This window comes from Pseudomonas sp. CFBP 13602 (assembly GCF_014842725.1).
In the GTDB taxonomy this organism is placed as follows: Bacteria; Pseudomonadota; Gammaproteobacteria; order Pseudomonadales; family Pseudomonadaceae; genus Aquipseudomonas; species Aquipseudomonas baltica.
In genome coordinates this window covers 430,686-456,151 of the sequence record NZ_JACYVT010000002.1, presented here as the reverse complement: position 1 = coordinate 456,151, position 25,466 = coordinate 430,686, and the positions used below count along the sequence as shown (strand labels likewise).

Annotated in this window: 17 protein-coding genes, 3 tRNA genes and 1 riboswitch; of the genes, 16 read left to right on the top strand and 4 right to left on the bottom strand. The window is 64.2% G+C overall.

The window, feature by feature from the left end:
* Nucleotides 1-17 precede the first annotated feature (17 nt).
* From aruF to astE, 6 genes are read left to right on the top strand one after another with little or no spacing between them, the layout of a single operon-like run.
* Nucleotides 18-1,046 (top strand): arginine/ornithine succinyltransferase subunit alpha, encoded by a 1,029-nt coding sequence (aruF, locus tag IFU31_RS05235; RefSeq protein ID WP_122476377.1) that lies wholly within the window; start codon nucleotides 18-20, stop codon nucleotides 1,044-1,046.
* Nucleotides 1,047-1,106: 60 nt separating this feature from the next.
* A complete protein-coding gene (astA, locus tag IFU31_RS05230; protein WP_122476375.1) occupies nucleotides 1,107-2,135 on the top strand; it encodes an arginine N-succinyltransferase in 1,029 nt (342 codons plus the stop codon).
* On the top strand, nucleotides 2,132-3,598 hold the full coding sequence (astD, locus tag IFU31_RS05225) for a succinylglutamate-semialdehyde dehydrogenase (RefSeq protein WP_192052938.1): 1,467 nt from the start codon (nucleotides 2,132-2,134) through the stop codon (nucleotides 3,596-3,598). Before astA ends, astD begins: the two co-directional genes overlap by 4 nt.
* 49 nt (nucleotides 3,599-3,647) lie before the next feature.
* On the top strand, nucleotides 3,648-4,991 hold the full coding sequence (gene astB / locus IFU31_RS05220; RefSeq protein ID WP_122476371.1) for an N-succinylarginine dihydrolase: 1,344 nt from the start codon (nucleotides 3,648-3,650) through the stop codon (nucleotides 4,989-4,991).
* A gap of 50 nt (nucleotides 4,992-5,041) precedes the next feature.
* On the top strand, nucleotides 5,042-5,332 hold the full coding sequence (locus IFU31_RS05215; protein WP_122476369.1) for a topoisomerase II: 291 nt from the start codon (nucleotides 5,042-5,044) through the stop codon (nucleotides 5,330-5,332).
* Between the two features lie 27 nt (nucleotides 5,333-5,359).
* Nucleotides 5,360-6,358 carry a succinylglutamate desuccinylase gene (astE, locus tag IFU31_RS05210; protein ID WP_192052939.1) on the top strand — a complete coding sequence of 333 codons (999 nt, stop codon included), beginning with the start codon at nucleotides 5,360-5,362 and terminating at the stop codon, nucleotides 6,356-6,358.
* 3 nt (nucleotides 6,359-6,361) lie between these two features.
* On the opposite strand, the gene IFU31_RS05205 is transcribed toward astE, so the two are convergent.
* The gene (locus IFU31_RS05205; protein WP_122476365.1) at nucleotides 6,362-6,865 is read right to left on the bottom strand and encodes a 6,7-dimethyl-8-ribityllumazine synthase; all 504 of its coding nucleotides are present in this window, start codon (nucleotides 6,863-6,865) and stop codon (nucleotides 6,362-6,364) included.
* 105 nt (nucleotides 6,866-6,970) lie between these two features.
* A riboswitch (FMN riboswitch) is annotated at nucleotides 6,971-7,128 on the bottom strand.
* A 138-nt stretch (nucleotides 7,129-7,266) separates the two neighbouring features.
* Here IFU31_RS05205 and ltaE point away from each other — a divergent pair.
* The 7 genes from ltaE (at nucleotide 7,267) to IFU31_RS05170 (ending at nucleotide 13,173) form a co-directional block, all read left to right on the top strand.
* On the top strand, nucleotides 7,267-8,271 hold the full coding sequence (gene ltaE / locus IFU31_RS05200) for a low-specificity L-threonine aldolase (protein WP_192052941.1): 1,005 nt from the start codon (nucleotides 7,267-7,269) through the stop codon (nucleotides 8,269-8,271).
* A 145-nt stretch (nucleotides 8,272-8,416) separates the two neighbouring features.
* On the top strand, nucleotides 8,417-11,041 hold the full coding sequence (gene alaS / locus IFU31_RS05195; RefSeq protein WP_192102448.1) for an alanine--tRNA ligase: 2,625 nt from the start codon (nucleotides 8,417-8,419) through the stop codon (nucleotides 11,039-11,041).
* Nucleotides 11,042-11,127: 86 nt separating this feature from the next.
* Nucleotides 11,128-12,360 carry an aspartate kinase gene (locus tag IFU31_RS05190; protein ID WP_122476359.1) on the top strand — a complete coding sequence of 411 codons (1,233 nt, stop codon included), beginning with the start codon at nucleotides 11,128-11,130 and terminating at the stop codon, nucleotides 12,358-12,360.
* A gap of 135 nt (nucleotides 12,361-12,495) precedes the next feature.
* Nucleotides 12,496-12,684 carry a carbon storage regulator CsrA gene (gene csrA, locus IFU31_RS05185; RefSeq protein ID WP_122476357.1) on the top strand — a complete coding sequence of 63 codons (189 nt, stop codon included), beginning with the start codon at nucleotides 12,496-12,498 and terminating at the stop codon, nucleotides 12,682-12,684.
* Nucleotides 12,685-12,746: 62 nt separating this feature from the next.
* A tRNA-Ser gene (locus IFU31_RS05180) sits at nucleotides 12,747-12,837 on the top strand.
* Nucleotides 12,838-12,943: 106 nt separating this feature from the next.
* Nucleotides 12,944-13,020: transfer RNA gene (locus tag IFU31_RS05175), tRNA-Arg, on the top strand.
* A gap of 76 nt (nucleotides 13,021-13,096) precedes the next feature.
* Nucleotides 13,097-13,173, top strand: a tRNA-Arg gene (locus IFU31_RS05170).
* Between the two features lie 20 nt (nucleotides 13,174-13,193).
* Here the strand turns inward: IFU31_RS05170 and IFU31_RS05165 are convergent.
* The gene (locus tag IFU31_RS05165; protein ID WP_192102447.1) at nucleotides 13,194-13,613 is read right to left on the bottom strand and encodes a hypothetical protein; all 420 of its coding nucleotides are present in this window, start codon (nucleotides 13,611-13,613) and stop codon (nucleotides 13,194-13,196) included.
* A 296-nt stretch (nucleotides 13,614-13,909) separates the two neighbouring features.
* On the opposite strand from IFU31_RS05165, the gene mgtE reads away from it, so the two are divergent.
* Nucleotides 13,910-15,358 carry a magnesium transporter gene (gene mgtE / locus IFU31_RS05160; protein ID WP_122476355.1) on the top strand — a complete coding sequence of 483 codons (1,449 nt, stop codon included), beginning with the start codon at nucleotides 13,910-13,912 and terminating at the stop codon, nucleotides 15,356-15,358.
* 78 nt (nucleotides 15,359-15,436) lie between these two features.
* Here mgtE and IFU31_RS05155 read toward each other — a convergent pair whose 3' ends face one another.
* Both IFU31_RS05155 and metR read right to left on the bottom strand, forming a co-directional pair.
* Nucleotides 15,437-20,749, bottom strand: a complete 5,313-nt coding sequence (locus IFU31_RS05155) for a dermonecrotic toxin domain-containing protein (protein ID WP_192102446.1) — start codon at nucleotides 20,747-20,749, stop codon at nucleotides 15,437-15,439.
* Nucleotides 20,750-20,906: 157 nt separating this feature from the next.
* On the bottom strand, nucleotides 20,907-21,824 hold the full coding sequence (gene metR / locus IFU31_RS05150) for a transcriptional regulator MetR (RefSeq protein ID WP_043193202.1): 918 nt from the start codon (nucleotides 21,822-21,824) through the stop codon (nucleotides 20,907-20,909).
* A 106-nt stretch (nucleotides 21,825-21,930) separates the two neighbouring features.
* Here metR and metE point away from each other — a divergent pair, with 106 nt between their 5' ends.
* Together metE and IFU31_RS05140 are read left to right on the top strand one after the other, a co-directional pair.
* Entirely contained in the window at nucleotides 21,931-24,240 is a 2,310-nt protein-coding gene (gene metE / locus IFU31_RS05145; protein ID WP_192102445.1) for a 5-methyltetrahydropteroyltriglutamate--homocysteine S-methyltransferase, read from the top strand.
* 118 nt (nucleotides 24,241-24,358) lie between these two features.
* On the top strand, nucleotides 24,359-25,351 hold the full coding sequence (locus tag IFU31_RS05140; RefSeq protein WP_122476350.1) for an alpha/beta fold hydrolase: 993 nt from the start codon (nucleotides 24,359-24,361) through the stop codon (nucleotides 25,349-25,351).
* Nucleotides 25,352-25,466: the final 115 nt, after the last annotated feature.

The window sequence follows — 25,466 nt, the reverse complement described above, 5'->3', positions numbered from 1 at the left end:
CGACAAGGAGTGGCACCATGCTGGTAATGCGCCCTGCGCAAATGGCTGACCTGGCCGAGGTTCAGCGCCTGGCTGCCGACAGCCCCATCGGTGTCACTTCGCTGCCCGACGACGCAGGCCGGTTAAGTGACAAGATCGCCAAGTCCGAGGCGTCCTTTGCCGCCGAAGTCAGCTTCAACGGTGAGGAGAGCTATTTCTTCGTTCTTGAAGACCTGGGCACCCAGCGCCTGGTCGGCTGTTCGGCGATCGTCGCCTCCGCCGGCTACTCCGAACCCTTCTACAGCTTTCGCAACGAGACCTTCGTGCACGCCTCGCGCGAGCTGAAGATCCACAACAAGATTCACGTGCTTTCGCAGTGTCATGACCTGACCGGCAACAGCCTGTTGACCAGCTTCTACGTGGTGCCCGAACTGGTCGGCAGTATCTGGGCCGAGCTCAACTCGCGGGCACGCCTGCTGTTCATGGCCAACCACCCGGAGCGCTTTGCCGATTCGGTGGTGACCGAGATCGTTGGCTACAGCGACGAACACGGCGACTCACCTTTCTGGGACGCGATCGGACGCAATTTCTTCGATCTCAACTATGCCGAGGCCGAACGCCTGTGCGGCATCAAGAGCCGCACGTTTCTCGCCGAACTGATGCCGCACTACCCGATCTACGTGCCCTTGCTGCCCGACCAGGCGCAAGAGGCCATGGGCCAGGTACACCCGCGTGCGCAGGTGACGTTCGACATTCTGATGCGCGAAGGCTTCGAAACCGATCACTACATCGACATCTTCGACGGAGGGCCCACCCTGCATGCACGGGTATCGGGCATTCGCTCGATCGCCCACAGCCGCGTGGTGCCGGTCAAGCTTGTCGCGGCGTCGGACGAGCGCGGCGGCCCTGGCCGTCCCTACCTGGTTTCCAACGGTCTGCTGCAGGATTACCGCGCGGTGCTGCTGGAGCTCGACTGGGTGCCCGGCAAGCCGGTCGGGCTGGACCTGGCCACCGCCGAGGCGCTGGGTGTGGGCGAGGGCGCCAGCGTGCGTCTGGTTGCAGTTTGATACCTGGTTGAACAGGCCGAGTTCTGCAGGTACCACGCGGTGCCTGCTCGAGGAGAAAGCATGATCGTTCGTCCCGTACGCAGCAGTGACCTGCCGGCGCTGATCGAGTTGGCCCGCAGCACCGGCCCCGGCCTGACCACCTTGCCAGCCAACGAAGAACGGTTGGCGCACCGGGTCGGCTGGGCCGAGAAGACCTTTCGCGGCGAAGCCGGGCGCGGCGATGCCGATTACCTGTTCGTGCTCGAAGACGATGACGGCACGGTCGTGGGCATTTCAGCCATTGCCGGTGCCGTGGGCCAGCGCGAGCCCTGGTACAACTACCGGGTGGGCCTGACCGTGAGCGCCTCGCAGGAGCTGAACATCTATCGCGAGATTCCCACGCTGTTCCTCGCCAACGACCTGACCGGCAATTCGGAACTGTGCTCGCTGTTCCTGCGCGAAGGTCACCGCAAGGGCCTGAACGGGCGCTTGCTGGCCAAGGCGCGGCTGCTGTTCATCGCTCAGTTTCCGCACCTGTTCGGGCGCAAGGTGATCGCCGAGATGCGCGGCATTTCCGATGCCGACGGCCGCTCGCCATTCTGGGAAAGTCTGGGCCGGCATTTCTTCAAGATGGAATTCAGCCAGGCCGATTACCTGACCGGCGTCGGCAACCGCGCCTTCATCGCTGAATTGATGCCCAAGTTCCCGCTCTACAGCTGCTTCCTGTCCCCGGCTGCGCGCGAGGTCATCGGCAAGGTCCACCCCGACACCGAGCCCGCCCTGGCCATGCTCAAGGCCGAAGGCTTCAGCTACCAGGGCTACGTCGACATCTTCGACGCCGGGCCGGCGGTGGAATGCGAGACCAGCAAGATTCGCGCGGTCCACGACAGCAAGAGTCTGGTTCTGGCCATCGGCACCCCCGGCGACGATGCCCCACCGTTTCTGATCTACAACCGCGAACGCGAAGAGTGCCGCATCACGGCGGCGCCGGCGCGCTTCGCTTCCGGCACGCTGGTGGTCGATCCCCTGACCGCACGCCGCCTGCAGCTGAGCGCGGGTGACCAGGTGCGCGCGGTACCCATGACTCCGCCCGTTCGGGAGGTGCTTTGATGAATACTTTGTTTATCGACGGCCAATGGCTGCCTGGTGAAGGCGAGTTGCTGACGTCGCTCAATCCAGTGGGCCAGGCTGTGGTCTGGCAGGGGCGCAGTGCCAGTGCCGACCAGGTGGCCCTGGCCGTTCAGGCCGCGCGGCATGCCTTCGTCGGCTGGGCGAGCCAGCCGTTGTCGGCGCGCATTGCCGTATTGCAGGCGTTCGCCGAGCGACTGAAGGCCTGTACCGATGAGCTGGCGCAGTGCATCGGCGAGGAAACCGGAAAGCCCTTGTGGGAAGCGGCCACGGAAGTGACCAGCATGGTCAACAAGGTGGCGATTTCGATCCAGAGCCATGCCGAACGCACCGGCGAGAAGAGCGCGCCGCTGGCCGACGCCACGGCGGCCCTGCGGCACAAACCCCATGGCGTGGTAGCGGTGTTCGGTCCCTACAACTTTCCCGGGCACCTACCCAACGGCCATATCGTGCCAGCATTGCTGGCAGGCAACTGCGTGCTGTTCAAGCCCAGCGAGCTGACGCCCAAGGTGGCTGAACTGACCACGCGCTGCTGGGCCGAAGCCGGGTTGCCGGCCGGCGTGCTCAACCTGCTGCAGGGCGGCCGCGACACTGGCATGGCGCTGGCCGCCAATGCCGGGCTCGACGGGTTGTTCTTCACCGGTTCCAGCGCTACTGGCAACCTGCTGCACCAGCAATACGGCGGCCAGCCGGGCAAGATCCTGGCGCTGGAGATGGGCGGCAACAACCCCCTGGTGGTCGAGCAGGTGCAGGACCTGGATGCTGCGGTCTATACCATCATTCAGTCAGCGTTCATTTCTGCCGGTCAACGCTGCACCTGCGCGCGGCGCCTGCTGGTACCCGTCGGCGAGTGGGGGGACCGGCTGCTCGAGCGTCTGGTGCAGGTATGTGCCACCCTCGAGGTCGGCGAATACGACCGCACCCCAGCGCCTTTCATGGGCTCGGTGATCTCCCTGCCTGCGGCGCAGGCGCTGCTCCAGGCCCAGCAACAGCTGCTGGACAACGGTGCCGTCAGCCTGTTGAGCATGACCCAGCCCAGGGCGGATGCTGCCTTGCTCACGCCGGGCATTCTCGACGTCACCGGCGCCCACGGGCGTCGCGACGAGGAGCTGTTCGGCCCATTGCTGCAAGTGGTGCGCTACGTCGACTTCGACGCGGCCATCGCCGAGGCCAATGCCACTCAGTACGGCCTGGCTGCCGGACTGCTGTCGGACTCGGAGGCGCGTTACCGCGAATTCTGGTTGCGCAGCCGAGCCGGCATCGTCAACTGGAACAAGCAACTGACCGGCGCTGCCAGCAGTGCACCGTTCGGCGGCGTCGGCGCGTCCGGCAACCACCGCGCCAGTGCCTACTACGCCGCCGACTATTGCGCCTACCCGGTGGCCTCGCTGGAAACCCCCACACTCGGTTTGCCCTCGACCCTGAGTCCGGGCATCACGCTGTAGGCGGTCGTTGCACCCTTGCGTACAAGAACAGATCCACGGAGCCGAACCGATGAAACCCTGTGAAGTGAATTTCGATGGCCTGGTGGGGCCTACCCACAACTACGGTGGGTTGTCCTACGGCAACGTGGCGTCGCAGAGCAACAGTCAGCAAGGCTCGAATCCGCGCGAAGCGGCGCGTCAGGGCCTGGCCAAGATGAAAGCGCTGATGGAACTGGGCTTCACCCAGGGCGTTCTGGCGCCGCAGGAGCGCCCGGACGTGGCAGCATTGCGCCGCCTGGGCTTCGCCGGCAGCGATGCCGAGGTGATCGCCCAGGCCGCGCGTGATGCCATGCCGTTGCTGGTGGCCAGCTGTTCGGCCTCGAGCATGTGGGTGGCCAACGCTGCCACTGTCAGCCCCAGCGCCGACACGGCCGATGGGCGGGTGCATTTCACCGCGGCGAACCTCAACTGCAAGTTCCACCGCAGCATCGAACACCCCACCACCAGCCGGGTGCTGCAGGCGATGTTTGCCGACCCCTCGCACTTCGCCCACCATGAAGCGCTGCCTGCCGTCGCCCAGTTCGGCGACGAGGGCGCCGCCAACCATACCCGGCTGTGCCGGGACTATGGCGAGGCTGGCGTGGAGTTTTTCGTCTACGGCCGCAGCGCCTTCGACGCACGAGTGCCCGCGCCGCAGAAATATCCGGCGCGTCAGACCCTGGAAGCGTCCCAGGCCGTGGCTCGGCTGCATGGGTTGAGCGAGCAGGGCGTGGTGTTCGCCCAGCAGAATCCGGCGGTCATCGACCAGGGGGTGTTCCATAACGACGTGATCGCGGTCGGCAACGGCGAGCTGTTGTTCCATCATCAGGACGCCTTCCTCGACAGCGACCGCGTGCTGGCCGAACTGCAAACCAAGCTCGCCGCGCGCGGTGGTCGGCTGCAGGCGATCAGCGTGCCGCGCGCCGACGTTTGCGTGGACGACGCCGTGCGCACCTACCTGTTCAACAGCCAGTTGCTCACCCGCGCCGATGGCAGCATGCTGCTGGTGGTCCCGGAAGAGTGCCGCGCCAACCCGCGGGTCTGGAGCTACCTGGAGCAGCTGACCGGGCAGGGCACAGGCATTGCCGAGGTCAAGGTATTCGACCTCAAGCAAAGCATGCGCAACGGCGGCGGCCCGGCATGTCTGCGCCTGCGCGTGGCGCTCAAGCCCGAGGAGCTGGCGGCGGTCAACCCAGGCGTGATCCTCACACCCGCGCTGCACGACACCCTGAACGACTGGGTCGAACGTCACTATCGCGACCGTCTGGTCGAAGCCGATATGGCCGACCCGCAACTGCTGATCGAATGCCGCGAGGCATTGGACGAGCTGACCCGGATCCTTCGGTTGGGTTCGGTCTATCCTTTCCAGCTCTGATTCAACGAGCTTTGATTTTTTCCAACTCTAAACAGCATCGAGGTACACCTATGTCCGACGCCCTGCGCTTGATTCTCGAAGACACCGACGGCACCCAGCTGGAAACCTCCTGCACGCGCTTCTGCGTGGTCTGGCAGGGCAAGGAAGTCTGGATCCAGCATGACGGCCGCGGCCAGTTGCTGATCGGTGTGGACGTCGAGGAAGGCGACGCCGAATACGCCAACCTGTTGCTGCGCCCGCTGGCGACCAACCTGGTCAGCCTGCAGCTGGAAATGGAGCCGGCCGACGCCGGTGCCGAGGACGAAGACGGCCACGTTCACGGTCCCGACTGCAACCACTAAAATCTCATCCTTCAGGGACGCCGCCCCATGCTCGCTCTTGGCAAACTGCTCGAACTGACCTTGGCCGGCCACGAGCCGACGCAGAAGATCCAGCTGACCACCGGCGGCGTCTGCCTGCGCTGGCTGGGAGAAGGCGCCCTGGAGGTGCGGCCACCTGCCGCCACCGACAGCGGCCTGGACCTGCTGCTGTCGGCCGGTGTGCACGGCAATGAAACCGCGCCCATCGAGCTGCTCGACAGCCTGCTGCAGGCCATCGCCCGGGGCCAGCTGATTCCTCGCGCGCGCATTCTGTTCCTGTTCGGCAACCCCGAAGCCATGCGCCGGGGTGCGCGCTACATCGAGCGCGACGTCAACCGGCTGTTCAACGGCCGGCATGCCGCTGCCAGTGGCAATGAAGCCTTGCGCGCCTGCGAACTGGAACGCCTGGCCACGACCTTCTTCAGCCTGCCGCAACGCACGCGCCTGCATTACGACCTGCACACGGCCATTCGTGGCTCACGGATCGAGCAGTTCGCGCTGTACCCCTGGAAGCAGGGGCGCGAGCACTCCCGCAAAGAGCTGGTACGCCTGCAGGCGGCAGGCATGCGCGCGGTGTTGCTGCAGAACAAGTCCTCCATTACGTTCAGCGCATTCACCTACGAGCAGCTGGACGCCGAGGCGTTCACCCTGGAACTGGGCAAAGCGAGGCCGTTCGGGCAGAACGCCGAGGTCGATCTGACGCGTCTGGACGCCAGCCTGCGCGAGCTGATCGAAGGCCGCGAGGCGGACCTCGATCAACCGCTGGTGCAGCTGGAGCTGTTTTCAGTGTCGCGCGAGGTCATCAAGCACACGGACGCCTTCCGCCTGCACCTGGATGACGACATCGAGAATTTCACCGAGCTGGCGCCAGGCTATCTGCTGGCCGAAGACGGCGCCGGGCAGCGCTGGGTGGTAGAAGAGCAGGGCGCGCGGATTATTTTCCCCAACCCCAAGGTTGCCACTGGCCTGCGCGCCGGCATTCTCATCGTGCCGACTCCGCAGGCCTGAGGCTCAGGCGCTTTTCTGTTGCTGCTGCAGGCGACGCAGGGCGCGTACTTTCTGCACGGTATCGGCCACGGTGCGTGCAGCTTCCGCGCCTTTGTGCAGGAAGTGATTGAAGAAGTAGGTGTGGTGCTGTTCGCCGTCATGGAAGTGATGCGGGGTCAGTACCACCGAGAATACCGGCACTTCGGTTTCCAGCTGAACTTGCATCAGCGCGCTGACCACCGTCTGGGCGACGAATTCGTGACGGTAGATACCGCCGTCTACCACCAGGGCAGCGCCGACCACGGCGGCATAGCGCCCGCTCTTGGCCAGCAGCTTGGCGTGCAGCGGAATTTCGAAGGCGCCGCCGACCTCGTAGAAATCGATGTCGGCTTCCTGATAGCCCAGCACGCGCATTTCCTCGACGAAGCCTTTGCGGCTCTGATCGACAATATCCTTGTGCCAGCAAGCCTGGACGAAAGCGATCCGTTCGTGGGTGTGGCTTTTGCTGTCAATTGCAGTGGGTTGCATCGGTTCACTCCTGTTCAAGAAAAAAACAGGGCATGTGGATCGAAGGGGATCTATGGGTACATGCGCATGGCACGGCCCTGCGTTGGCCTTTTGAAGGTGTCGCAATCCCGTTCTCTCTTCATCCGGACTATGACCGTCGGCCCCGGGATCACACCGGGTCTGCTGACCTTACAGGCCGTTGCCGGCTTGCAAGCGCTCGCGGGCTCGGCGCATTGCGCGCCATTACCGCCGGTGGGGAGTTGCACCCCGCCCTGAGAACGTTTGCCACCCCAGTGGGTGGCGCAACTTTTGTAACATATTTGCGGGCGAGCTGAACAGCGCGTGAGCAAATGTTTCGACAAGGCTTGATTCATGGCCCTGCAATCCGCAGTAATAGAAGCTGACACGAACCCGAGGCCATCATGTCCATTATCGACCTGCGCAGCGATACCGTTACCCAGCCTACTCCCGCCATGCTGGCGGCCATGCACGCGGCGCCCACCGGCGATGATGTCTATGGCGAAGACCCGACCGTCAACCGACTCGAAGCCGAACTGGCAAAACGCCTGGGGTTCGCTGCGGGGCTGTTCGTGCCCAGTGGCACCATGAGCAACCTGCTCGGCCTGATGGCGCACTGCGAGCGTGGCGAGGAATACATCGTCGGCCAGCAGGCCCATACCTACAAGTACGAGGGCGGCGGTGCCGCTGTGCTGGGTTCGATCCAGCCACAACCGCTGGAGTTCCAGGCCGACGGCACGCTGGACCTGGATCAGGTCAGGGCGGCGATCAAGCCCGATGATTTCCACTTTGCCCGCACCCGACTGCTGGCGTTGGAAAACACCATGCAAGGCAAGGTGCTGCCGTTGAGTTACCTGGCCCAGGCCCGCGACTTCACTCGCGAGCATGGGCTGCAACTGCACCTCGATGGCGCCCGGCTGTACAACGCGGCGGTCAAGCTTGGAGTCGAGGCCGAGCAGATCACCCGCTATTTCGATTCGGTTTCGGTCTGCCTGTCCAAGGGGCTCGGCGCGCCGGTCGGTTCGGTGCTGTGCGGCAGCCTGGACTTCATCGCCAAGGCACGACGATTGCGCAAGATGGTCGGCGGCGGCATGCGCCAGGCCGGAATCCTCGCCGCCGCCGGCCTGTATGCGCTGGATCATCAGGTGCAGCGCCTGGCCGAGGATCACGCCCACGCCGCGCGTCTGGCCGAGGGTCTGCTGGCGCTGGGTTACACCGTCGAGGCAGTGCAGACCAACATGGTCTATGTACACCTGGATGGCCGCGCCGGCGCGTTCAAGGACTTCGCGGCCACCCGCGGTGTCACCGTGAGTGCCGCGCCACGCCTGCGCATGGTCACCCATCTGGACGTGGATGCGGCGCAGATCGAGCAGGTCATCGACGTATTCGCCGATTTCGCCCGCACCTGAGCGTCCTGCTGTCCAATAGAGTGGGCCAATCGTATAAACACGCTGTACCCCGGCCGCAGGGCCTATATAATGCGGCCCTTTGCCGTCGCACCGCCTGCCGGGCGTGCGCACTGGCCTCTGGCCGCAGCCTGTCGTGGAAGAACCTATGAAAAGCGCAGAAATCCGTGAAGCCTTCCTTCGCTTCTTCGAGGAGCAAGGCCATACCCGAGTCGCCTCCAGCTCCCTGATCCCGGGCAACGACCCGACCCTGCTGTTCACCAACGCGGGGATGAACCAGTTCAAGGACTGCTTCCTGGGCCAGGAAAAGCGGGCCTACACCCGTGCCGTAAGCAGCCAGAAGTGCGTGCGTGCCGGTGGCAAGCACAACGACCTGGAAAACGTCGGCTACACCGCCCGCCACCACACCTTTTTCGAGATGCTCGGCAACTTCAGCTTCGGCGACTATTTCAAGCGCGACGCGATCACCTACGCCTGGACCTTCCTGACCTCCGAGCTGTGGCTGAACCTGCCCAAGGAAAAACTCTGGGTCACGGTCTACGCCAGCGATGACGAAGCCTACGATATCTGGACCAAAGAGATCGGCGTGCCGGCCGAGCGCATGGTCCGCATCGGCGACAACAAGGGCGCGCCCTATGCGTCCGACAACTTCTGGACCATGGGCGACACCGGCCCGTGCGGCCCCTGCACCGAGATCTTCTACGATCACGGTGCCGATATCTGGGGTGGCCCACCCGGCTCGCCCGAGGAAGACGGCGACCGCTACATCGAGATCTGGAACAACGTGTTCATGCAGTTCAACCGCACCGCCGATGGGGTGTTGCATCCCTTGCCGGCGCCGTCGGTGGACACCGGCATGGGCCTGGAACGGGTCAGCGCGGTGCTGCAGCATGTCAATTCCAACTATGAAATCGACCTGTTCCAGAGCCTGCTCGACGCATCGGCCAGCGCCATCGGTTGTGCCAACCAGGGCCAGGCGTCACTCAAGGTCGTGGCCGACCACATCCGTTCCTGCGGCTTCCTGATCGCCGACGGCGTACTGCCGTCCAACGAAGGCCGCGGCTACGTGCTGCGCCGCATCATTCGCCGCGCCTGCCGTCACGGCAACAAGCTGGGTGCCCAGGGCAGCTTCTTCTACCAGATCGTCGCTGCGCTGGTCGCCGAGATGGGCGATGCCTTCCCCGAACTCAAGGGCCAGCAGGCGCACATCGAACGCGTGCTCAAGGCCGAGGAAGAGCAGTTCGCCAAGACGTTGGAGCAGGGCCTGAAGATTCTCGAGCAGGATCTGGCCGAGCTCAAGGGCAGCGTCGTTCCAGGTGATGTGGTGTTCAAGCTGTACGACACCTACGGCTTCCCGATGGACCTGACCGGCGATATCGCCCGCGAGCGCGAGCTCACCCTGGACGAAGCCGGCTTCGAGCGCGAGATGAACGCCCAGCGCGAACGCGCCCGTTCCGCCAGCTCGTTCGGCATGGACTACAACAGCCTGATCAAGGTCGACGTTCCGACCGTGTTCCTGGGTTACGACGCCACCCACGGCAACGGCAAGGTGGTTGCGCTGTACAAGGACGGTGTCGCCGTCGACGTGCTCAAGGAAGGCGAGGAGGGCGTGGTGATCCTCGACCAGACTCCGTTCTACGGCGAGTCCGGTGGCCAGGTCGGTGACCGTGGCTACCTGCTGGCCGGCGGTTCGCGCTTCGATGTGCGCGACACCACCAAGACCAGCGGCGCCTTCCTGCACCATGGCGTGGCCGTATTGAGCGATCTGGCGGTCGGTGCCGAGGTCAGTGCCGTGGTCGACCAGACCCTGCAACAGGCCACCGGCCTGAACCACTCCGCCACCCACTTGCTGCACGCCGCCCTGCGCCAGGTGCTGGGCGATCACGTGCAGCAGAAAGGCTCGCTGGTCGACAGTCAACGCCTGCGCTTCGACTTCAGCCACTTCGAGTCGATCAAGCCCGAACAGATCAAGGCCCTGGAAGACATCGTCAACGCCGAGATTCGCAAGAACACCCCGGTGCAGACCGAAGAGATGCCGATCGACGAGGCGCGCAAGAAGGGCGCCATGGCCCTGTTCGGCGAGAAGTACGGCGACACCGTGCGCGTGCTGACCATGGGTGGCGACTTCTCGGTGGAGCTGTGCGGGGGCATCCATGCCAAGCGCACCGGTGACATCGGCCTGCTGAAAATCACCAGCGAAGGTGGCGTCGCCTCGGGCGTGCGCCGCATCGAAGCGGTGACCGGCGCGACCGCCTTGAACTACCTGAACCAGGCCGAAGAGCAGCTCAAGGAAGCCGCGCAACTGGTCAAGGGCAGCCGCGACAACCTCATCGACAAGCTGGCGGCCGTGATCGAACGCAACCGCGCCCTGGAAAAGCAGCTGGAACAGTTGCAGGCCAAGGCCGCCAGCGCCGCTGGCGACGACCTTTCTTCCTCGGCGGTCGAGGTCAAGGGCGTGAAGGTGCTGGCCGCGCGCATCGACGGTCAGGACGGCAAGGCGCTGCTGGCGCTGGTCGACCAGTTGAAGAACAAGCTGGGCCAGGCCGTCATCCTGCTCGGCGGCGTGCACGACGACAAGGTCGTGCTGGTGTCCGGGGTGACCAAGGAGCTGACGGCCCGGCTCAAGGCCGGCGACCTGATGAAACAGGCCGCGACGGCCGTCGGTGGCAAGGGCGGTGGTCGCCCGGACATGGCCCAGGGTGGCGGCATCGATGCCAGCGCCCTGGACGCTGCGCTGGCCCTGGCCGTGCCTTTCGTCGAACACGCGATCTGATTCAACCCTCGCAGGGCTCGTGCTGTGCACGGCGAGCCCGGTGTTGTATTTAATGGGCGCCCTTCACGGGCTGAGGCGGCTTTGAAATGGCTTTGATCGTACAGAAATTTGGCGGCACCTCGGTTGGCACTGTCGAACGTATCGAACAGGTTGCCGACAAGGTGAAGAAATTCCACGATGCCGGCGATGACCTGGTGGTCGTGCTTTCGGCCATGAGTGGCGAGACCAATCGCCTGATTTCGCTGGCCAAGCAGATCAGCGACCAGCCGGTACCTCGCGAACTGGACGTGATTGTCTCGACCGGCGAGCAGGTGACCATCGCGCTGTTGGCCATGGCGCTGATCAAGCGCGGCGTGGATGCGGTGTCGTACACCGGCAACCAGGTGCGCATTCTGACCGACAGCGCGCACAACAAGGCGCGCATCCTGCAGATCGACGACCAGAAGATCCGCGCCGACCTCAAGGCCGGCCGGGTGGTGGTGGTGGCAGGGTTTCAGGGGGTCGACGAAAGCGGCAACATCACCACCCTGGGTCGTGGTGGTTCGGACACCACCGGCGTCGCCCTGGCGGCCGCGCTGAAGGCCGACGAGTGCCAGATCTACACCGACGTCGATGGTGTCTACACCACCGACCCTCGCGTGGTTGCCCAGGCCCGGCGCCTGGACAAGATCACCTTCGAGGAAATGCTCGAAATGGCCAGTCTCGGTTCCAAGGTGCTGCAGATCCGCGCGGTGGAATTCGCCGGCAAGTACAACGTCCCGCTGCGCGTCCTGCACAGCTTCCAGGAGGGTCCGGGTACCCTCATTACCATTGATGAAGAGGAATCCATGGAACAGCCGATCATTTCCGGCATCGCCTTCAACCGCGATGAGGCCAAGCTGACCATCCGTGGCGTGCCAGACACCCCCGGCGTGGCCTTCAAGATCCTCGGCCCGATCAGCGCGGCCAACATCGAAGTCGACATGATCGTGCAGAATGTTTCTCACGATAACACCACCGACTTCACCTTCACCGTGCACCGCAACGACTATCAGGCGGCCCTGGCCGTGCTGGAACAGACCGCCAGCGAGATCGGTGCGCGGCAGGTGGTCGGCGATGCCAAGATCGCCAAGGTGTCGATCGTCGGTGTCGGCATGCGCTCGCACGCCGGCGTCGCCAGCCGCATGTTCGAAGCCCTGGCCAAGGAAAGCATCAACATCCAGATGATCTCCACTTCCGAGATCAAGGTCTCTGTGGTCATCGAGGAAAAGTACCTGGAGCTGGCCGTGCGCGCGCTGCACACGGCCTTCGAACTCGATGCCGCCCGACAGGGTGAGTAACAGGCAGTGAGAGAAGGGCGCGGCTAACCGCGCCCTTCTTTGTTTTCGGGCTATGTCCATGGCTTTCCCACCATGGGTTCGTGCCCTTGTTTGCAGACTGTGTTGTCCCTGAAATGAAAGCGTAAGGAGAAAGGTATGCTGATTCTGACTCGCCGGTGCGCGGAAAGCCTGATCATTGGCGACGGCGAAATCACCATCACGGTGCTTGGAGTGAAAGGTGGCCAGGTACGAATCGGGGTGAATGCACCCAAGGAAGTGGCCGTCCACCGCGAAGAAATCTACCTGCGGATCAAGAAAGAGAAGGACGACGAACCAAGCCATTAATTTTTATCGTTTTTTATGTTTGCAAACGGGGAAGAAGGTGGTTAATATACGCCCCGTGTTGCGGAGAGCTGGCCGAGTGGCCGAAGGCGCTCCCCTGCTAAGGGAGTACACCTCAAAAGGGTGTCGGGGGTTCGAATCCCCCGTTCTCCGCCATTATTTGCGTAGTACGTTGAACCTGGCTTTTTTCGTAAGCTGTTGAAATTACTGAAAAAAGTGCTTTACAAAAGAATTCGACGGCCTATAATGCGCGGCAACAAATGCACTCGTAGCTCAGCTGGATAGAGTACTCGGCTACGAACCGAGCGGTCACAGGTTCGAATCCTGTCGAGTGCACCAATCAAGAAGTTGTTTTCAGCAATGTCTGCAGCTTCTGTTTCAACCAGTGGTAGCCTGGTCCAACAAAATACCACCTGCACTCGTAGCTCAGCTGGATAGAGTACTCGGCTACGAACCGAGCGGTCACAGGTTCGAATCCTGTCGAGTGCACCATACAAGTGAAAAGCCCGCATTTATTGCGGGCTTTTTGCTTTCCGCGTTTTGCGTTTTTTGGACGGTGGCGTCTGCTCCCCGGCCAGATACCTGGGTTTTCGCTTTTTCTTCGAACGGCTGGCTTTTTTCGTTGCCGACTGCGGCGCCGCGGCTGGCGCAGCCAGGGGCGTGCGCGTTCCATCTTCGACGATGGTCACCGGCAGAGGGCGGGGCGCAGCCTTGCGCGCCATGGGTTTTCTTCCGGACGAGGGATTCAGCGCGCGCTGATAGGCCCAGGGCTGGGTTTCGGGGCAGTTCGAGTGGGTGAACGTGATGTGGCCCTGAGGGCCTTCGCAGCGTTGCACCACGGCAGCGTTGGCCGAGTGATGGGCCGCCAAGGCCAGCAGCAGAAGAATGGAGGAGGGTATGCGCACCGGTGTTCGTCCTTGGTTGCGGTTCATGTCGTCCTGCAGCCTAGCCACGACTGTCGTTGCACGCATTGTGCTTTGTTTACCGAATGCGTCGTCCCACCCCCGTACTGCGCGAACATCGAGCGCCGCACGCAAGCAGTTGTTTCACCCAGTTTTTTTCACTATGAATCCGTACAAGTTGTGTATGATTGCGCCCGTCAGCCCCGCCGGGGCTTTGGAAAATTTCCATGGACTTACCCAGTAGTTACTCGCTGAAGCTGTATACCAATCAAGAATCGACTGATTGATTCTCCCGGCGTGCCCACTGCTGGGAGTGGAGTTCGCCTATGTCTGAAGTAGAAGCAAAGAAAACGCAAGAAAGCCTGCAGGATCGCCTGGCCCAGGTCGTCGACCTGTTGCAGCGCCAGCGTATCGTCGAAAGTCTGGCTCACCGCCAGGAAGGCCAGCACAACGAGCTGGTCGAGAATCTGGTTCACCGGCAGAACCTGGTCGAGTTGCAGCGCAAGCTCGATGATCTTCACTCCGCCGACGTCGCCTACATACTCGAAGCCTTGCCCCTGGAAGAACGTCTGACGGTCTGGCAGTTGGTCAAGGCCGAGCGTGATGGCGATATTCTTCTGGAAGTGTCCGACTCGGTGCGCGAGACGCTGCTCGCGGACATGGATGACCATGAGATTCTCGCTGCGGCCAAGGAAATGGACGCCGACGAGCTCGCCGACCTGGCCTCCGAACTGCCGCGCGACGTGGTTCACGAGCTCATGGAAACCCTCGACGCACAGCAGCGCGAGCGCGTGCGTTCGGCCCTCAGCTACGAGGACGAACAGGTCGGCGCGCTGATGGACTTCGAGATGGTCACCATCCGCGAAGACGTCAGCCTGGAAGTGGTGCTGCGCTACCTGCGCCGTCTCAAGGAGCTGCCGGGCCACACCGACAAACTGTTCGTGGTCGACTCCGACGGCATTCTCAAGGGCGTACTGCCGATCAAGCGCCTGCTGGTCAACGACCCGGACAAGCAAGTGGCCGATATCATGGCCAGCGACACCGTGAGTTTCCATCCCGATGAAGACGGCTACGAAGCGGCGCAGGCGTTCGAGCGTTACGACCTGATCTCTGCGCCGGTGGTGGACAAGCACGGCAAGCTCATCGGTCGCTTGACCATCGACGTGATGGTCGACCTGATTCGTGAAGAAAGCGAAAGCGAAGCGTTGCGCACCGCCGGTCTGCGCGAGGAAGAGGATATCTTTGCCTCGGTATGGCGTTCGCTGCGCAACCGCTGGTCATGGCTGGCGATCAACCTGATCACGGCGTTCATGGCGTCGCGGGTGATCGGCCTGTTCGAGGGCTCGATCGAGAAGCTGGTGGCCCTGGCGGCGCTGATGCCGATCGTGGCCGGTATCGGCGGCAACTCTGGCAACCAGACCATTACCATGATCGTGCGGGCCATGGCCCTCGACCAGGTCAGTCATGGCAACGGCAACACCAAGCGGCTGATGCGCAAGGAGCTGGGCGTGGCGCTGGTCAACGGCGTGGTCTGGGGCGGTGTGATCGGGGTGGTGGCGTATCTGCTGTATGGCAGCTGGTCGCTGGGCGTGGTGATGACCGCGGCGATGACCCTGAACCTGCTGCTCGCCGCGTTCATGGGGGTGTCTATTCCGATGGCCCTGGCCAGGTTCGGGCGCGATCCGGCGATGGGCGCCAGCGTGATGATCACCGCTGTCACCGACAGCGGCGGGTTCTTCATCTTCCTCGGCCTGGCCACTGTGTTCCTGATGTAGCGAGCTGCAGCGACGTGCCTCGAAAGCCGGTTTTCATTCGCCGCCGAGGGCGTCGCGCAGCGGTTCATGGCAGGCGGTTCACGCCTGCAATCCCCCGAAGAGTTTCACCGCCAGCGGCTTGCCGATGGGCCCGCGCCAGATGCGCTGTGCATCGCTGCCGTGGGCCTCTTGCCAGCGCAAGCCGAGCGTGCGTTGCTCGGCGCGCTTGATGTGCGCCTTGTCGAACTGCTCGAAGGCAGCCCGCTCCCGACGATAGTGAAAGTGCGCGTACCACAGGGGCACGGGCGGCTGGACGCCGATGTCGCGGATGACGTACTCCTGCAGGAAATCAGCCTCATCCCTCGCGCTCGCGATGTCGCGGCGCGTCCCCACCTGCACGATATCGACCTGGCGCTGTTCGACCAGATAGTCCAGATAACCCTCGGTCGGCGTTTGGCTGTTCATGGCCTGACGAATCCGCAATGCCCGGCCCTTGGCTCGGAGCTCTCTGGCGCGGGCGCGCAGGCGTTGAGCAAGTTCGTGCGCCGGCGCCTGCTGTTCGATCGCGTGGGCACGCAGTTCCAGCTGCCGGCCCTGATTGACCATGAGGTCTTCCAGATTCGCGGGCGCTTCCCCCGGCAGCGCATAACGCTGCACCCGCCGTTCATGGGCGGGGGTGGCGTCGAGCCAGGTCTGGCCCTCGGCAATCAGCGCGGGCAGGGGGCGCGATGGAGTGTGCGCCGAACCGTCTGACGGGGCATCTTGCAGGCGCCACTGGCCCGCCACGCGCCGATAGGTTTCGAGCCTGCCGCCCGCACCGGTCAGGGTGAAAATCTGCTCGCCGTCTGCCGCCTGGCCAGCGTCACCGATGAAGAAATCATGCTCGTGGGTTTCGAACACTCGTCGCGTGGCGCGACTCGCGGGTTTCGCCCGCTGCGCCCCATTGCTCAGTTGCGGCATCGTCCGGTCGGCATGTTCGATCAAGCGATTCAGGGACTGGATCATGCCTTCGAACGGAGCAAGCTCGAAGCGATCCGGACGGTTGCGTACCCACGTGTTCAGCTGGTTGCGGTACTCCACGTAGATCTGCCGTGAACTGCGCAGCACATTCTGCCTTTCGCGCAGCCCGGCGGCGGTTTCCAGCAGCTGGAAATGGCTTTCCAAGCCATGGTGGAAGCGGTTTCTCATGGCGTGGGTGTCGAGCAGGTGGAACATCTGCGCAATATCACTGGCGTTGGCGGTCTTGTGCGCCAGTTGGGTCAGGTTGGAGGCCCGGGCAATCTCCAGGTCGACTTCGGCCGTGCCCTCGAGCACCTCACGCAGGGGCGCGCGTTGGCTGCGCTGGGTCACGCGTTCGGCCCAGCTGCGCGCCTGCTGCAGGCGCTGTTCCATGAGGCCGAATTGCTCGTCCAGGGCCAGGCGGCTGCGGCGCTGTTCGAGCATCTGCCGTTGTGGCAGATCGAACAGTTCGCCGGCAGGACGGGTTTGATTGAGGGTGTCGGTCAGTTCGGTGATCCAGCGCCTGGCCAGGTTCGCATGGTTGATCCTGCGCCCGGCAACGATATAGGCCACCTCGCTCTGGAACTGCCGGTTGCGCTTGAGAAAGTCGCGCGACACATAGCCCTCATGCTCCTGCAGCAGTCGGTACAGCGCCTCGCCCCGGGCGATGTCACTGGCGCAGGCGGCTTCGGCACTGGCCCGTTGGCGCGGGTCGGCGGCGTGTTCCATGATCAGCGCTTCATTGCGGTTCAGCTGCTCGCGCAGCAGCTTGTTGTGGTGGTCGATGCTGCTGGACAGTTCGAAGTGGCGACGGTACTGGCGATCCACCAGCCAGCGTGGCAGGCGTTCGCGGATGGCGACGGGCCAGAGCGGTTGCAGGCCATCCGCCGCGCGGTGGCCCAGGTAGCCGAGCACGCCACCGCCGCCGGCCAGACCGTTCTCCACCAGTGTGCCGTACAGCGCTCCGTGGGTTTGCCAGCGCCCGGTCGGGTCCAGTGCGATGGGCTGTCGGTAGGTCTTGCCCGTGGTGCCGTGCAGCCGCCAGGTCTGGGGGCTGGCGTGCAGCGTGACCTGGTAGGGCAGGCCGTCGCGCAGGATGAAATCGCCTTTGGCGTGGCGATAGATGCCCCGGTACAGGCCATGGCTGGCGGGCTGCAAGCCACTGAGGTCCAGCGGGAGGGTGTATTGGTAGCCGGTGAATGGGCTGGGCAGGCCGGTCGGAGCGTGCTGGGTCGGGCCGGGTGCGCCTGCACGCCGCGCCAGCATCGACCATTGGCGATTGCGCGCGAGCATGCGGCCGCCACCAGGTACCGAAACGGCGCCCGGCAGGACGTCCATGGCCGCGTCGATCAGGGCGCAGAGCAAGGCCTCGAGCTGGTTGAGCGCTTCGCCGAACTGGCCGCCACGCAGCGCACCGACCGCTGCATTGGCGGCCGTCCAGACGTCGAACAAGGCCACTGCCGTGCCTACGAACGGCAGCACGCCGATGGCCATTTTCAGGTAGTTGAAGACATTGCCATGGGCCAGCGCCGCTTGCTGCAGATACAAGACGTCGTTGCTGCGCCCGCGTCGGCGCTGGGCTTCGACCAGCCGGCCCATGTGCGCGTCGAGCAGATGGCTGGCGAGCGAAGTCGTTGCCGGCCAGGGGCGACCTATGCCGATCAAGCGGTCGAAGCCGCGCAGGCCTGCCTGTTCGATCCGCGCCTTGTGGCTGGCGGTGTTGCCGACGATGGCCCGATCGGCCAGATAGTCGGCCATCTTGCCGTCGAACGTCAGGGCGAACAGGCGCAGACGCGCTTCTTCCAGGCTTGCGAACTCGCGCAGGCAGCGCTGGTCGGGGGCGTCGGGCAAGTACAGCAGGGTCTGGCCACCCTTGCGATCATGAATGAAGATGACCCCGGACAACGTGGTGGGGGAATCGTCGGTATCGCTGCCGCCGGCCATCAGCCGAGCCGGCAGCAGTTGCACGTCACGGCCACCTGCCTGATAGGCCAGAGCGCTGCCGGCATCGGTGGCAAGCAATGCCAGGGCGATGCCGCTGCGGCTGATACTGCCTTGATGGCGCGCGTACTCGCTTTGCATGTGCAGCATCAGCCGCACCGGTTCGAGCAGGCACTCACGTTGATGGGCCAAGGCGTACGGGGCCTGGTCCGTGCGGCCGAGAAACGCTTGGCGGATCTTGTCTTCGCACGCTTGCGCCACATTCAGGTCGGTGATCGTTCGTCGCAGGTAGTTCAGGTCGATACCTGCCGCCACTCGCACGCATTGTTCGTTATCGGCACCGGTCACCTGCACGCGCATGAAGCCCAGGCGCTGCAACATGTCGGCATCGATATTGTGCTGCGCCAGACGGCCGAGCGGCCACGGTGTGCGCTTGGCATCGGGTGTGGGCACGCTGTGCTGGGGTGTGCCGGGCGCCCCGGAGCCGGCCACCGGGTGCCTGCGATGGACTACCCGGTCAGGGATATCGATCACCACCGCGACGTCCTCGGTCAGGTTGAAATCGCTGCGCAGTCGCTGCTGCAGCAACGCGTCGGCGTACTGGTCCAGATCCGGCAGATCACGTTCCAATTGACGATTCGACGCGCGTGCGGCGCCGATGTAATCGCTGATCAGCGACTTGAGGCGCAGGCGATCATCGGCCTCCAGGGTTTTCAGCCAAGTGGGCAGGCCGCTTTCCAGGCGGTCACTGAAACCCTCCTGGGTCAGTTGAACATAGGCCCGGTCCCGCGCGGCGTGAGTGGGTACCAGCAGTTGCTCGCAGGTGTGTGTGGTGAGTCGTTGCAAGGCTTCCAGGCGCTGCGCCGAGTGAGTCGCGGCGGGCAGCTTTTCGATGAGCTCGCTGGCCTGCGCCTCGCAGGCGTGCAATTGACCTTGCAGGCCGTAGTCGAAGATATCGCCCGCGACCGGGGACAGCTTCAAGGTGATGGCGTCTGCGCTGCTGTCCAGGCGCAACAACGAACGCTTGAGCTGGGCCAGCGATTGGAAGGCCTGCAGCCCGCCGCCCAGCCCCGGCCAGTACAGCATTACAAAGCCTGTGCCTTCCAGGGCCTGCGGGTGCATGAATGCCGCCACGCCGTGCAGTTCATGGACATGGGTGGTGGTGCCGCTGCCCGTCACGTTCGACATGGACAGGGTCAGGGCGCAGGCAATACCGGCCTCGGCACCGCGTTTGCTGGCTTGCGGATGCGACACCACGGCGCGCATCAGTTGTACCTGAGCCGTGGTCAACAGGCCCAGCGCCTGTTGCACGGCCACTTCGGCGCGCAGACCGTCCAGACGGGCCTGGTAAAGCGCCGAATAGTGCACGTTGGGCAAGTAGCGCAGACGATAGAGGTCCTCCAGCCTTGCAGACTCGAGCAACCCTGCCGCGGCCTGGGCTGCGCGCTGCTGGGTGCCGGTCAGGGTCGTCAGCAATGCTTTCAAGCGCACCCACCCGGGACTGTCTGCGCCCGCGCGAAGCTCATCGCCGAGCAGGTCCAGCATTGCCTGGTGCTGGCGCTTGACCTCGGCCCATCGCTGGCTCTGGGGAATGTCCGGACTCAGACTGCCGAAGGCTGCAAAATCATCGCTCGGCTGCGCCGGTTCGGGTGCGTCGAACGAGGCCAGGCGGGCGAATGGCGGTTCGCTGGCCGACAGCATCGCGGCTTCGCCGGGGCTTGCGCTCGAGTTCCGTTCACGGGCGGCGAGGAAGGTGCGTGCCTCTTCCACATAGCGCCTGCCGCAGTCGTCCAGCCATTGCTCGCAGGCGCTGGCCAATTGTGCTGGCGGATAGCTCAGCTCGATCGCGGCATCGGTCTGCTCCGTTGCCCGAGTCCATATCTGCGAGCGGTGTTTCAGCAGATAGGTGTGCAACGCGGGCCGATCAGCGAATGCGATCAGCGCCGGATCGCCGCAGGGCAGATAGAGCAGCTGCGCCGCAGGCCCGTCGCCGACCTGGGTCAGCAGCAGTGCACCAGGCGCTTGCAGTCTTGCGCCCTCGGCCCTGTGCAGTGCAAGGGTGTGCACATGGATCGACGCTGTTGCGGCGGTGTTTGCGCCTTCCAGCAAGGTCAGCAGTGGCAGCAGTTGCGCGTGGCTCAGCTGTCCGTGGTAGTAGGCCAGGCGTGCGGCTGCCTGCAGATGGTCGAGGAAGGCCTGCTCGGCTGCAGCGCGGCGCGAGATGGCAGTATGCGCAGCGCGACCGTTCCAGTAGTCGAGCCAGCGCTGCTGCAGTGCCTGCTCCCGCGCAGGCGCCGCGTTGGGCATCGAGCGGGCATCGCGGGCGCGCGGGGCGCTGCGCAAGAGTGCTTGCAAGCGTGCGCGCGCGCGTTCCCAAAGCAGGGAGCCCTCCTGCAACAGATGGTCGTGGCGCATCGGATAGATGCGGTATGCGAGCGGGCGAGTAGTGAAGGTGTGATTGGCATCGCGCATGTAACCCGGTTCCTGAGGTCGAGGTGATGACCGGTGCGGTCATCGCGCTCGACATTACGAACCTTGCGCGCCAGGCCAGGGCGCTACTTAGATAGTCCATTGAGGGGATAGTCCACTGAGGGGATGGCCCGCTGAGGGCGTTTCCAGCAGCAGGCGATCAACGTACCGCGCTGACGCCGTCCAGGGTCGAAAACGAGGTGTCCTTGGCCGTGAGGAGAAAGTCGCGCATGTACGGAGCGTCGAGCATATCGGTACGCACGGCCGCGTACAGCGTGGCGAACAGGCCTTTGTCGCCCAGGCGCTTGGCCTTCACATAGCCCCGTGAACTGTACTCGTGCAACGCCCAGTGCGGCATGCCACACACGCCTCTGCCGCTGGCCACCAACTGCATCATCATCACCGTCAGTTCCGAGGTGCGCACTTGCGCCGGCTCGATATCGGCCGGCTCCAGGAAGCGGGTGAAGATGTCCAGTCGATCGCGCTCCACCGGGTAGGTGATGAGTGTTTCACTGGCCAGGTCTTCCGGCACGATGAAGGGCTTGCCCGCCAGCGCGTGCTGGTTGGCCACCGCCAGCATGGCTTCGTAGGTGAACAGCGGCACATAGGTAATGCCGGGCAGTTCCAGCGGGTCCGAAGTGACCACCAGGTCTAGGTCGCCGCGGGCCAGGGCTGGCAGTGGCGCGAAGGCGAAGCCGGAGGCCAGGTCCAGTTCCACTTCCGGCCAGGCATCGCGGAACTGGTCGATGGTCGGCATCAGCCATTGGAAGCAGCTGTGGCATTCGATGGCCATGTGCAGCCGACCCGCCGTGCCACCGGCCAGCCGGGCGATGTCGCGCTCGGCACCCCGTAGCAGTGGCAGCGTGGCATCGGCCAATTGCAGAAGGCGCAGCCCGGCGCTGGTGAAGCGGATCGGCTTGGTCTTGCGCACGAACAGCTGCAGGCCCAGGCGCTCTTCCAGCTCCTTGAATTGATGGGAGAGTGCCGATTGGGTCAGGTGCAGACGCTCGGCGGCTTCCACCAGGCTATCGGCCTCGCGCAGGGCGTGCAGGGTTTTCAGGTGACGGATTTCGAGCACCGGGGTCTCCATGAGCAGAACTTGTGATCAACACGAAAAGATTGAGTTTGTCTCATGTTGCCCAGGTTGTCGACAATGGCGCCATCATTTACAAGGAGCTGCACCCATGGCACTGGCCCACACCCTCGGCTTTCCTCGCATCGGCGCCGACCGCGAACTGAAGAAGGCGCTCGAAGCGTATTGGAAAGGCGACATCGACCAGGCAGGGCTGCGCCTTGCAGGGCGCGAGCTGCGTGCCCGTCACTGGCAGCTGCAGGCGCAGGCCGGTGTCGAGTTGCTGCCGGTGGGCGACTTTGCCTGGTATGACCAGATGCTCGCCCATTCGCTGGCTTTCGGCGCGGTGCCCAGTCGATTCGCCAAGGCCCTGGGCAGCGACGGCCGGCCCACGCTCGATACCCTGTTCGCCATGGCCCGCGGTGCCAACACCTGCTGCAACGGCGAAGCAGGCCAGGCGCAGCACGCACTGGAGCTGACCAAGTGGTTCGATACCAATTATCACTACCTGGTGCCCGAGTTCAGCGCCGACCAGCGCTTCCTGCTCAGCTGGGAGCAATTGTTCGAGGAAGTCGACGAGGCCATCGCCCTGGGGCACAAGGTCAAGCCGGTGCTGATCGGGCCGCTCACCTACCTGTGGCTGGGCAAGACCAAGGGCCAGCCCTTCGACAAGCTCGATCTGCTCGAACGACTGCTGCCGGTGTACGGTGAAATCCTCTCGCGCCTGGCCAGGCAGGGCGTCGAGTGGGTGCAGATCGACGAACCGATCTTGTGTCTGGATCTGCCCCAGGAATGGAAGAACGCGTTCGAGCGCGCTTATCACATCCTTCAGTATTCGCCGCTCAAGAAGCTGCTGGCGACCTACTTTGGCGGCCTCGACGATAACCTTGGCCTGGCGGTGGGCCTGCCGGTGGACGGCCTGCACGTCGACTTGGTGCGTGCACCCGAACAGCTGCCTGCCGTGCTCGACCGTCTGCCGACCTACAAGGTGCTGTCGCTCGGAGTGGTCAACGGTCGCAACGTCTGGCGCTGCGATCTGGCGCAGGCACTGGTGTCGCTGCACCAGGCCCGCGAGCGCTTTGGTGCCAACCTGTGGGTCGCAAGCTCGTGCTCGCTGCTGCACAGCCCGGTCGATGTGCGCCGCGAGGACCGGCTCGATGCCGAACTCAAGGGCTGGCTGGCCTTCGCCGTGCAGAAGTGCGAGGAGATCGCCGTACTTGGCCAGGCGCTGAACACGCCCGATGCTGCGCAGGTACGCCAGGCCCTGGCACAGAGCCAGGCGGTTCAGGCCAGCCGGCTGCAGTCGCCGCGCATTCACAAGCCTGCCGTGCAAGCGCGTCTGGCTGCGGTCACGGCCGCCGACTGTCGGCGGCCGTCGGCCTTCGCCGCGCGCATCGAAGTCCAGCGCGCGCAATTGCGCCTGCCGGCGTTTCCCACCACCACCATCGGTTCCTTCCCGCAAACCGCGTCGATTCGTCTGGCCCGTCAGGCCTACAAGGCCGGCAAGCTCTCGGCCAACGACTACACCGATGCCATGCATTGCGAGATTCGTCATGCGATCCAGGTCCAGGAGCGCCTGGGCCTGGATGTGCTGGTACACGGCGAGGCCGAGCGCAACGACATGGTGGAATACTTCGCCGAGCAACTGGACGGCTATCTGCTGACGCGGTTCGGCTGGGTGCAAAGCTATGGCTCGCGCTGCGTCAAGCCTGCGGTCATCTACGGCGACATCAGCCGCGACCACGCCATGACCGTGGACTGGATCACTTACGCCCAGCGGCAGACGGCCAAGTGGGTCAAGGGCATGCTGACCGGCCCGGTGACCTTGCTGGCATGGTCGTTCGCCCGCGAAGACCTGCCCCGGGAAGTCCAGGCGCGGCAGTTGGCCCTCGCGGTTCGCGACGAAGTGCAGGACCTGGAGCGCGCGGGGGTACGCATCATCCAGATCGACGAAGCGGCATTTCGCGAGGGCCTGCCGCTGCGCCGAGCGCAGTGGCCTGCCTATCTGGAGTGGGCCGTGCAGGCGTTCCGCCTGTGCTCCAGTGGCGTGGCCGATGCCACGCAGATTCATACGCACATGTGCTACAGCGAGTTCAACGACGTGATCCAGGCCATCGCAGCCATGGATGCCGATGTGATTACCATCGAGACGTCGCGCTCGGACATGGAGCTGCTGGAGGCGTTCGAGGCCTTCGACTACCCCAACGACATGGGTCCGGGGGTATACGACATCCATTCACCGCACGTGCCTGACACTGAGCAGATGCTGCGCCTGTTGACCTTGGCCGCGGCGCGGATCCCGGCCGAACGGCTGTGGGTCAACCCTGATTGCGGGTTGAAGACCCGTGCCTGGCCCGAAACCGAAGCGGCGCTGATCAACATGGTGGCGGCGGCGCGCCAGGCCCGTCAGCGGCTGGCCTGAGATCGGACGGAAGACCGTATGGCGGAGTTCATCAAACGGTCACAGAACTGTGGCAGCGCGCTGCATGAAAAGTCATCAGACTTGCGCCTCAATGGGGTTCTGCGTTCTGGTGTAAGTCATGCGTCTATTGGTGTTCCTGGCCGCGCTGCTGTGCGGGCAGTGGGTTTTTGCAGCTGCGCGCTGCGATGTCGATGTTCCGCTTCAACACGCTCCGCTGGCTCAGGTCAGCCTGGCCTATCAAAGTATCGGACGTGCGCAGGACCCTGCGCTGTTGCTGGTGATGGGGCTGGGTGGACAGTTGATCGATTGGCCCGACGAGGTGGTCAGCGCCCTCTGTGAGCAGGGCTTTCGAGTGATTCGCTTCGATAATCGCGATGTCGGCCTGTCCACCTGGTCACAGGCGCCGCCGTCGGCCAACCTCACATTCGAGGTGCTGCGCTACAAGCTGGGCTTGGCGGTGTCGGCCCCGTACAGCCTGACCGACATGGCCGACGACGCACTGGGGCTGATGGACGCCCTGCAGGTGCAGCGTTTCCACGTGCTGGGCGCCAGCATGGGTGGAATGATCGCTCAGCGCCTGGCCGATCGTGCGCCGCAGCGGGTGCAGAGCCTGACCTTGATCATGTCCAGCTCGGGTGCGCCGGGCCTGCCCGAGCCGCGCCCGGCGTTGCTGCAACTGCTGGCCAAGCGCAGCGCGCCGAACCGTGAACTGGCACTGGAGCAGCAGGCCGATTTGCTGGCGGCGCTGGGCAGCCCGCAGGTCGCCGACGACCGCGCCGAATTGCTGCATCAGGCACAGCTGTCATACGATCGGGCGTTCAATCCGCAAGGGGTGCAGCGGCAGATCCTGGCGATTCTTGCCGAGCCCAGCCGCGTGGCGCTGCTCAATCGCCTGCGGGTGCCGACACTGGTGGTGCACGGCACGGCCGATCCGTTGTTGCCGGTGATGCACGGGGTGCATCTGGCGGCGCATATCCAAGGCAGTCAGTTACGGCTCATACCGGGGTTGGCGCATCGTTTCCAGGAAGCCTTCAAGGCGCCGCTGCTGGGTGCGGTGCTGCCTTACCTGGCGCAGCAGCGCCAGCGCGAGGGGGTGTTGGCGGGGTTGTAGCTGACTGGGTGTCGGGGAGGGCCTCTTCGCGGGCAGAGCCCGCTCCCACAGCGGCTCCGTTTAGTCCAAACCCTTGTGGGAGAGTGCAGCGCCCGCGAAGAGGCCCGCAAGCCAA

Excerpts from the sequence above, each read along its gene's own strand:
- aruF (WP_122476377.1), top strand. The coding sequence starts at position 18 with ATGCTGGTAATGCGCCCTGCGCAAATGGCTGACCTGGCCGAGGTTCAG.
- astA (WP_122476375.1), top strand. The coding sequence starts at position 1,107 with ATGATCGTTCGTCCCGTACGCAGCAGTGACCTGCCGGCGCTGATCGAG.
- astB (WP_122476371.1), top strand. The coding sequence starts at position 3,648 with ATGAAACCCTGTGAAGTGAATTTCGATGGCCTGGTGGGGCCTACCCAC.
- IFU31_RS05215 (WP_122476369.1), top strand. The coding sequence starts at position 5,042 with ATGTCCGACGCCCTGCGCTTGATTCTCGAAGACACCGACGGCACCCAG.
- astE (WP_192052939.1), top strand. The coding sequence starts at position 5,360 with ATGCTCGCTCTTGGCAAACTGCTCGAACTGACCTTGGCCGGCCACGAG.
- IFU31_RS05205 (WP_122476365.1), bottom strand. The coding sequence starts at position 6,865 with ATGCAACCCACTGCAATTGACAGCAAAAGCCACACCCACGAACGGATC.
- ltaE (WP_192052941.1), top strand. The coding sequence starts at position 7,267 with ATGTCCATTATCGACCTGCGCAGCGATACCGTTACCCAGCCTACTCCC.
- alaS (WP_192102448.1), top strand. The coding sequence starts at position 8,417 with ATGAAAAGCGCAGAAATCCGTGAAGCCTTCCTTCGCTTCTTCGAGGAG.
- IFU31_RS05190 (WP_122476359.1), top strand. The coding sequence starts at position 11,128 with ATGGCTTTGATCGTACAGAAATTTGGCGGCACCTCGGTTGGCACTGTC.
- csrA (WP_122476357.1), top strand. The coding sequence starts at position 12,496 with ATGCTGATTCTGACTCGCCGGTGCGCGGAAAGCCTGATCATTGGCGAC.
- IFU31_RS05165 (WP_192102447.1), bottom strand. The coding sequence starts at position 13,613 with ATGAACCGCAACCAAGGACGAACACCGGTGCGCATACCCTCCTCCATT.
- mgtE (WP_122476355.1), top strand. The coding sequence starts at position 13,910 with ATGTCTGAAGTAGAAGCAAAGAAAACGCAAGAAAGCCTGCAGGATCGC.
- IFU31_RS05155 (WP_192102446.1), bottom strand. The coding sequence starts at position 20,749 with ATGCGCGATGCCAATCACACCTTCACTACTCGCCCGCTCGCATACCGC.
- metE (WP_192102445.1), top strand. The coding sequence starts at position 21,931 with ATGGCACTGGCCCACACCCTCGGCTTTCCTCGCATCGGCGCCGACCGC.
- IFU31_RS05140 (WP_122476350.1), top strand. The coding sequence starts at position 24,359 with ATGCGTCTATTGGTGTTCCTGGCCGCGCTGCTGTGCGGGCAGTGGGTT.